This window comes from Longimicrobium terrae (genome assembly GCF_014202995.1).
Classification (GTDB): domain Bacteria; phylum Gemmatimonadota; class Gemmatimonadetes; order Longimicrobiales; family Longimicrobiaceae; genus Longimicrobium; species Longimicrobium terrae.
This window is the reverse complement of sequence record NZ_JACHIA010000028.1, coordinates 60,854-69,179: the sequence shown is the minus strand read 5'-3', so window position 1 is coordinate 69,179 and position 8,326 is coordinate 60,854. Positions and strand designations below refer to the sequence as shown.

Sequence of the window (8,326 nt, the reverse complement as noted above, 5' to 3'; positions counted from 1 at the left end):
TCACAACGCCTGCATCTTGATCAACAGGCAGCTAGGACGACAGCCGCTCGCTTTTGCCGATCTGCTCGGCTGGTGAGAAACTCACACCAAGCGTTGAAGTCGCGGCAACAACGGCGCGAAGTCCACCTTCGTGGACTGTGGGAGCGGCTTTGGCGTGGTTCGACCAGCCGCGGTGCGTCCGCCAATACAGGAGCGAATGAATTCGCCGCTGGAAAAGCACGAAGTCCACCTTCGTGGACTGTGGCGGAAAGTGTCGCGCGTGCGGCGTCGTTTGGCGTGGGCGCAGGCGAAGGCTGAGCATCCGCAGCGAAGGCGCAGCTACCGAGCGGAGACGGCGGACGGTGCCACTGGCAGGCGCCCGCGCTGAGTTCATCCGCGTTTTTTGGAGGGGACACCTTTCGGGTTTCGCGGACGATGGATCGCGGTGCACGCGGCTGTTCATCATCCACTCCACACGTCACACGCCATCCGCCGCACGGATCGTCGCGCATACGGCACCGAAGCCGGCCGCCACACCACCTGCCGCGCGTCTGTTTGCGGAATCGGCGGACGCACAAAACCGCGCGTCACAAGGGAGGGATCAGGGGCTCGCGACCAGGTGATCGTACAGGCCGGACGCGCCTCGGTGGCCGAGTTTGCGGGCCGCCATCCGGTGCGCCGCCTGCACCGCATCCTCCAGGCACAGCCCGGAGAGCAGGCCGCAGAAGCAGGTAATCCCCCACACATCTCCCGCCCCGGTTGGATCGCCCGTCACCGGAGAAGAGGGATGATCTACGAACGACAGCCCCGCGCGCTCGGAGCCGCGCTCGCCAGGCCAGGAAGTCGGGTCCGCGGAAAACCCCAGGCGCCGCCCCGACGCGGCGCCGTGCTCGCCGAGCGTGATGAGCGCCAACCCGGGTCCGGCATCCAGCACCCGCCCGGCGCGCCGCTCCCGGCTTTCCCCCGCCCCGCCGATCTCGCCCAGTTCCTCTTCGTTCAACTGCACCGCATCAAAACACGCCACCCACCGCTCCCATTCCGGCAGCTTGCACCGCTGGCGCACGCCGTTGCCCGGCGGTGTGAGAAACAGCGAATGCAGGTCGCAGTAGATGGGCCCGTCGAACGCGGCGCGAAGCTGCTCGGCCACTTCCAGGCTGAGTTCGGAACCGGAAAAGTAGTTGACGTACAGCGCGTCCAGCCCGGCCACGCGGGGCGCAAGATCCTCCCACGTCCATCCGCCCACGCCGCCGATCTGCACCTCGTCGCGGTTGGCGGCGTCGATGTAGTGGAGTTCGACGCGGTTGTTGCGCTCGGGGACGATGAAGACGCCGGGACCGGCCGACACGCCGGGAAGGCTGGCCATCAGCCGGCGCGCCTCGTCCTCCAGGTCGTGCCCGACGCGGGCCAGCGGAACGATCTCCCAGCCCCGGGGACGCGCGGCGGCCGCGGCGGACAGCGAGTACACCATTCCGCCCCACGTCTCGAACGGGCGGCCGGTTTCGCGGTCCGAGAGGGTCCAGATGGTATCCCAGACGAAGGTGCCGAGAACTCCGAGGCGCATCAAAAGAAGTGCGTTAGTGCTGTGTGCGTGAGTGCGTTAGTGCGAAACGGCGGTGCGAAAGTGCGGGAGTACGAAGGTACGAGAGTGCGGGGCTCAAGCATGGCTCGCGGGGGCCCTCACCCCGCGAGCTCCGCGCGACGACCCTCTCCCACAAACAGCGTGGGAGAGGGAGCACACACCAGGCCGGTGCGGGGCCGGCAAGTACCTTTTCCGGGCGCTACTCGAGGAGGGTGAGGATTTCTTCGAGTTCGGCGCGCAGGGAGCGGACGAAGGAGCGCTCCAGCGCGCGCGCGGCTTCCTGCGACGCGGCACCCTCCTGGCGCAACTCGTCGATGCGCTTGCGGGCGCCCTCCAGCGTGTACCGCTCGTCGTGCACCAGGTGGCGGATCAGCGCGATCAGCTCCAGATCGCGCGCGCGGTACACGCGGTTGCCGGAGCGGTTCTTGGGCGGCGACAGCGCGGGAAACTGTGTTTCCCAGTACCGCAGCACGTGCGGCTTTACGTCGAACAGCTCGCAGACCTCGCCGATACTGTAGAACTCGCGCTGCGGGCGCTTCATGGCGCTCAGTGCTCCGCCTTGGGCTCGCGCAGCATCAGCTGCTCCACCGCGCGCCGCGGATCCAGCCCCGCGAACAGCATGTCGTGCACCGCCTCCACGATGGGCATCTCCACCCCCGTGCGGTGCGCCAGGTCCCGTGCGGAGCGCGCCGTCTTCACGCCCTCCGCCACCATCACCATGCCGCCCAGGATGTCGTCCAGGCTGCGCCCGCGCCCCAGCTCCACGCCCACGGTGCGGTTGCGGCTCAGCCCGCCCATGCACGTAAGCATCAGGTCGCCGATGCCGGCCAGCCCCGCGAGGGTGCGCGGATCGGCCCCCAGCGCCTGCCCCAGGCGCGTGATTTCCGCCAGCCCGCGGGTGATGAGCGCCGCCTGCGTGTTGAAGCCGAACCCCATCCCCTCCACCACGCCGGCCGCGATGGCGATCACGTTCTTTACCGATCCGCCCAGCTCCACCCCGGCCACGTCGTCGCTGGTGTACACGCGAAAAACGGAGGTCTGAAAGGCGGCCTGCGCGCGGTTGGCGGCGTCCTCGTCCTTGCTGGCGATGGTGACGGCCGTCGGGAACCCCTTTCCGACTTCCAGCGCAAAGCTGGGCCCGGACAGAAAGCACGCCGAATGCGCCGTGGACGCGGGCAGAACCTCCGCCAGCACGCCGTCCATCGTCAGGAGCGAGTCGTTCTCGATCCCCTTGCTGGCGCTCACCAGCAGTACGCCATCCGCCATGAACGGCGCGGCCTGCGACATCACCTGCCGCACCACGTGCGACGGGGAGACGGAAAGGACGAGGTCCGCCCCGTCCAGCGCCTCGCCCATGTCCGTCGTGGCGCGAAGGGAGGGGGCGAGCCCGATCCCTTCCAGGTACTTGGGATTGGCGTGACCCTCGTTGATGGCCTGAGCCACGTCCGGCTCGTACGACCACATCACGGTGTCGATCCCCTTGCCCGCCAGCAGGTTGGCCAGTGCCGTCCCCCAGCTTCCCGCCCCCACCACCGCCGCCCGCGACGTCATTCCACCTTCTCCCCGTCCGCCGTGACCGCCGCCGCCGCCACCGTGGCTTCCGGCTCTTTCTTTGCCCCGAAGCGCGGCTCGGTGCCGCGCAGAATGCGCCCCACGTTGGACCGGTGCGCAAAAATCACGAATGCCGCCACCGCCAATCCCAGAATGCGGATTTCCGTCCGCTCCGGAACGATGAGCAGCACAACGATCAGCGCCAGCGCGCCGGAGATGGAAGACGCTGACACCATCTTCGTCATCTTCAGCACGACAAGCCACACGGCGAACGCCACGCCCAGCGCCACGGGAGACAGTCCCAGGAACACCCCCGCACTGGTGGCCACACCCTTGCCGCCCTTGAAGCGCATGTAGATGGAGAACACGTGGCCGATGATGGCGGCGGCGCCGTACGCCAGCTGCCACCGCCAGTCATTCGTGTGCTCCAGGTGGGGAAAGAGCGCCACCGGCAACGTGCCCTTGAGCACGTCGAACAGCATCACCGGAGCCGCCACCTTGGCGCCCAGCACGCGGAACGTGTTGGTGGCGCCCAGGTTGCCGCTGCCGTGCTCGCGCAGGTCAATCCCCTTCACCATCCGCCCGGCGATGTAGCTGAAGGGGATGGAGCCGAGCAGGTAGGCCAGGGCGACGAGCAGCCAGGGGCTCACCGGCCGTCCTCGTCCCCGTCGTCCTCGTCCTCGAACGCCTCGTCGTCGCCGCCGAACTCGAAGTCGTCGTCCGAGTCTCCGTCACCGATTTCGTAGACGTACTGGAACGGCACCTCCTCTTCCGGCTCCTCCGGTGAGTGCGCCACGCCCTGCCTGCGGCGCCCGCCGTCACGCTCGTCGTCGCGGCGCCGCATGCGCAGCACCAGTGGCGAGCCCGTGAAGCCCCACGCCGCGCGAAAGCCGTTCTGCAGGTAGCGCTCGTAGCTCGTCGTGACGCCTTCCGGGTTGTTCACCCACAGGATCATCGTCGGCGGCTCGGTGCTGACCTGCGTGCCGTACAGGAACTTGACCGGGTGGCCGTGGTGTGCGGGCGGCTTCGTTCTCATCACCAGCGCGCGCAGGGTCTCGTTCACCTGGTGCGTGGGGATGCGGCGCTTGCGCTGGTCCTGCACCTCGGCGATCAGCTCCAGCGTGCGGTGCACGCGCTGGCCGGTAAGGGTGCTGGTGAACAGGATGGGCACCCACTGGAGGTACGTCGCGCGCTGGCGGATTTCCTTTTCGTACCGCGGCGCCGTCATCGTCTCCTTTTCAACAAGGTCCCACTTGTTGCAGACGATGATGAGCCCCCTGCCGCTGTCCCACGCCTTTTCGGCGATCTTGAGATCCTGCACGGCGATGGGCTCGGTGGCGTCCAGCAGCAGGAGGCACACGTCCGCCCGCTCGATGGCGCGTTCCGTACGCAGCGAGCTGTAGAACTCCACCCCGTGGTCGATCTTGCTCTGCCGCCGCAGGCCGGCCGTATCCACGAAAATCAGCTTGCGCCCCTGGTAGCGCATGGGCGTGTCGATGGCGTCGCGCGTGGTGCCCGCGACGTCCGACACCACGAGGCGCTCCTCGCCCAGCAGCCGGTTGACGAACGACGACTTGCCCACGTTGGGCCGGCCGATGACGGCAACGCGCAGCGCCTCTTCTTCCTCGCCCTCCACATCCGGCAGGTGCTGGACGATGATGTCGAGCACGTCGCCGCTGCCCTTGCCGCTGAGCGAACTCACGGGGTTGGGCTCGCCCAGGCCGAGCTCCCAGAAGTCGTGGTGGCCGGTGGCGCTGGGGTGGCCCAGGTTGTCGACCTTGTTCACCAGCACGACGGAAGGCTTGTTGATCTTGCGCAGGTGCTTGGCGACGGCGAAGTCCAGCGGATGCGGGCCGGCCTTGCCGTCCACCATCAGCACCAGCACGTCGGCTTCGGCGATGGCGGTGAGCACCTGGTCGCGGATCAGCCGGTCCATGGGCTCGTCGGAGTTTTCCACCATGCCGCCGGTGTCGACCAGGTAGAACTCGCGGCCGTTCCACTCCGTGCGGGCGAAGTTGCGGTCGCGGGTTACGCCGGGCCGGTCCTCGACAATGGCGATGCGCTCGCCGAGGACGCGGTTGAAGAAAGTGGACTTGCCGACGTTCGGCCGCCCTACGACGGCGACAACGGGTAGCTTCACGGGCTGTGCTGGTTCTGGATGAAGAGGACGATGCCGGCTTGAAAGTGCTGGTGCGGCAACGCCGAAACAAGGCCGGAGCGTATCACGGCGCGGATCGGGAGCATTCCCCGCGGTGCCGCGCGCGTTTCCCGGAAGATCAATATAGCGGGATGGCGGGCGGATGGGGCCAGGCGACCCGGACAGCCCGGCGCGGACGGCGAGGGCCCCCTCCCCCCAGCCCCCTCCACCCGCTCCGCGGGAGAGGGGGAGCGGTTCGGCGCGGAAGAGGGTTGGGCTCGCGTCTCACGCCTCGCGGGCCCCTCCCCGGCCCTCCCCGTGCAAACAGACGCACGGAGAGGGAGAACTCTCACACCGGATCCCGAGGCCCCGTGCAGCGTCCGCGGCCGTGGATCGGGGGTTCCCGCTGCTTGCGCGGCGGATTTTTTCGCTCAACGGCATCCGCTCACGCCCGGTACTCGCTGGTGTGCACCGAACCATCGGGCCTCCCCCAACCCTCCCCCAGTCTTTTTTGGGGGAGGGTGGGCGAGTAATGCGAGCCCGGGTGGGGGCCGCCGTGGAGCCCGCCCCGCTGCACCGGGCCATCACCCGAGACATCCCGGAAAACACCGCGCGGCTCCAAGATCGATCGGAGCCGCGCGGGACCGTCCTTACTCCGCTTCGCCGATGAGCGAGGCGCCGCAGTTGGTGCAGACCTCGGCGCCGGGCTCGTACACCTCGCCGCAGTTGGCGCAGGCGAACCCGACTTCGCCGCTCTGGTTCATGTACGAGCGGATGATCTCGATCCCGCGCTCGTAATCGAACGAGGGCACCAGCACGCGGATGATGCTCAGCTCGCCTAGATCCACCGGGAAGTTGTCATCCTTTTGCGTGTACAGCTGCGAATCCACCCCGTCCGCACGCAGGTTCTCGGAGATGAGCCCCGCCTCGATCTCGTCGCTCGTCGTGTACACCTGGGCCCATCCCTGGATCACCGGAATGTCCTCGTGCAGCTCGCAGAGGGCGGCATCCGTGCCGGAGGGCTCTCCCCCGCAGACCGGAACGCCGCAGATGACGCAGCGGAACCGCGTGGCCGACGTGGCCGAACCGGGCGCGCAGGGAACGGGCGCGCTCAGCAGCCCGCACGACGGGCAGCCGTCGCTGTCGGCGTGGTCGGCGCCGCACCGCGGACAGTTGATGACGGTGTGGATGGCTTCGACTTCGGGAGTCTGGACGGACACGGATCGAGTCCTGGGGCGCGGGGACGCCGGCGCTCTGCGCGCGGCACGGAACGGGTCTGGCGGGGCGAAAAGCAAGAAGCGTGCGGAGGGGGAGGGGAAGTGCGTGAGTGCGTGAGTGCGTGAGTGCGTGAGTGCGTGAGTGCGTGAGTGCGTGAGTGCGTGAGTGCGGGAGTGCGTGAGTGCGTGAGTGCGTGAGTGCGGGAGTGCGGGAGGGAATCGAAGTGCTCAGGATCAAGTGCCCAGGATGAAGTGCCCAGCCCCCGGGCCGAGTGCCTGGATCGGAGAGTGCGCCGGGCACCTGGGACTTGGCACTCCCCCCGTCGCAAGCCATGCGGTTCAAAAGAAGTGGGGCCCGTCTTCCACTCCCGGTGCGGAACAGACCGAAGCTTCGGCCGCCGCCCGCGAAGGCGGGCTTTGTGCTTTTCGAGGCGCGGTTTCAACCGCCGGAGGGGCGCTCGGGACACCCACGATTTTTCTGACGCGGGATCAGCATCCTCAAAGAAAAGTGCCCAGCGCCGAACCGGGCTCTGGGCACTTGATCCTTGATACTACTTTTGTTCTACCGGACGACGCGGTAGCTGTATCCGCTGATGGGCGACGTGTTCGCGATGGTCAGCTGGAAGGGCGCGCGCTGGCCGCGGGCCGGCGGCGTGACGGTCACCTGCCCCGTGCCCACCGGGCCGCTCACTCCGTACACCGTGAACTCCACCTGCACCGGCGCCGTGGGACCATTGCCCACCGCTTCGCCGCGGATCTGCGTGCCGGTGTCGTCCACGTCCAGCTGCACCCGGTCAAGCTGCACCGGAAGCGCCTCGGACTGCGTGCGGATGGCCGCGGCCTGGCGGCTGAAGTCGTTGGCCTGCGCCGTCTGGCGTGCCTCGGAGGCGGCCTGCGCCTGGCCCGCGAAGCCGTTGTAGTACAGCAGCCACGCGCCGTTGCTGAGCGGAGCCAGCGTGGTGGCGCGCTGTCCGGCGGGCACTAGGTCGCGCCAGCGCTCCAGGTTGTACAGCGCCAGGGCGTAGTGGTACGACGCGTCGGCGCTGTTGGGCAGGCGGCGCATCATCTCTTCCAGCAGCGTGGCGGCCTGCGCCGACGAGTCGCGCTGCAGGTACTGCACGCCGGCCAGCACCAGCGCGTTAAGCGTGTTGCTGTGCACGTCGGCGCGGTTGCTGTTCACCTCGGCGGAGCTGTCGGCCGGCAGCGACTCCAGCAGCTGCACCGTGCGGCGCCAGTGGCGGACCGCCTCGCCCGTGTTCTGGCGGGTGAAGTTCACCAGGCCGAGCGTAAAGTGCGGCTGCGGCATGGTGGGATCCAGCGACGCGGCGGCGTTCAGCGCGGTCAGCGCGGCCGTCGTGTCCTGCGCCTGCAGCAGCGAGCTCGCGCGGTTGAACGCCAGGTTGGCGCCCTGCCGGCGCTGCCGGTTGATGTCGTACTCGGCCAGCGCGGGGCAGAGTTCGGTGGCGCGGTTGTAGAACGTGACGGCCTCGGCAAAGGCGCCGGTGTTCACGGCGGCCTGGCCCGCGAGGAAGTAGCCGTACGCGTTCTGCGCGTCCGTCGTGGTGCCGCGGCGCGCCTGGTCCAGCGCGCGGGCGTACAGCGCCGCGTGCTGCGACTGGTCCGACATCGCCTCGATGGTCGCCAGCGCCACGGCGGCGGAGTCCAGCGTGGGGGTGCCGGCAAACGTTCCCGGCGCGCACGTCACCTGCGGCAGCGCGACGGTGGTCGTGGGGCCGGACGGGGCGGTGGCGCCGGTGCCGGCGGTGGCGCAGGCGGCGGTCGTCAGAGCGGCGCCCAGCGTCATCAGCAGGCCACGATCGATCTTCATCAGCATTCTCCCTCGGTGAAAAAAGGGGGTCCGCT

The 8,326-nt window shown here is 68.6% G+C and carries 7 protein-coding genes; all 7 read right to left on the bottom strand.

The genetic code is table 11. The annotated features are described in order from the left end of the window. Positions 1-580 precede the first annotated feature (580 nt). Positions 581-1,540 carry a carbohydrate kinase family protein gene (locus HNQ61_RS26405; protein WP_170035584.1) on the bottom strand — a complete coding sequence of 320 codons (960 nt, stop codon included), beginning with the start codon at positions 1,538-1,540 and terminating at the stop codon, positions 581-583. A 217-nt stretch (positions 1,541-1,757) separates the two neighbouring features. Then, the gene (locus HNQ61_RS26400) at positions 1,758-2,099 is read right to left on the bottom strand and encodes a MerR family transcriptional regulator (RefSeq protein ID WP_170035583.1); all 342 of its coding nucleotides are present in this window, start codon (positions 2,097-2,099) and stop codon (positions 1,758-1,760) included. A 5-nt stretch (positions 2,100-2,104) separates the two neighbouring features. Then, on the bottom strand, positions 2,105-3,109 hold the full coding sequence (locus tag HNQ61_RS26395) for an NAD(P)H-dependent glycerol-3-phosphate dehydrogenase (RefSeq protein WP_170035582.1): 1,005 nt from the start codon (positions 3,107-3,109) through the stop codon (positions 2,105-2,107). After that, positions 3,106-3,759, bottom strand: a complete 654-nt coding sequence (plsY, locus tag HNQ61_RS26390; protein WP_170035581.1) for a glycerol-3-phosphate 1-O-acyltransferase PlsY — start codon at positions 3,757-3,759, stop codon at positions 3,106-3,108. The genes HNQ61_RS26395 and plsY overlap by 4 nt, the downstream gene beginning before the upstream one ends. Continuing rightward, the gene (gene der, locus HNQ61_RS26385; RefSeq protein ID WP_170035580.1) at positions 3,756-5,249 is read right to left on the bottom strand and encodes a ribosome biogenesis GTPase Der; all 1,494 of its coding nucleotides are present in this window, start codon (positions 5,247-5,249) and stop codon (positions 3,756-3,758) included. The genes plsY and der overlap by 4 nt, the downstream gene beginning before the upstream one ends. Before the next feature lie 647 nt (positions 5,250-5,896). Then, entirely contained in the window at positions 5,897-6,466 is a 570-nt protein-coding gene (locus tag HNQ61_RS26380) for a putative signal transducing protein (RefSeq protein WP_170035579.1), read from the bottom strand. A gap of 559 nt (positions 6,467-7,025) precedes the next feature. Further along, positions 7,026-8,291 (bottom strand): tetratricopeptide repeat protein, encoded by a 1,266-nt coding sequence (locus HNQ61_RS26375; protein WP_170035578.1) that lies wholly within the window; start codon positions 8,289-8,291, stop codon positions 7,026-7,028. Positions 8,292-8,326 lie beyond the last annotated feature (35 nt).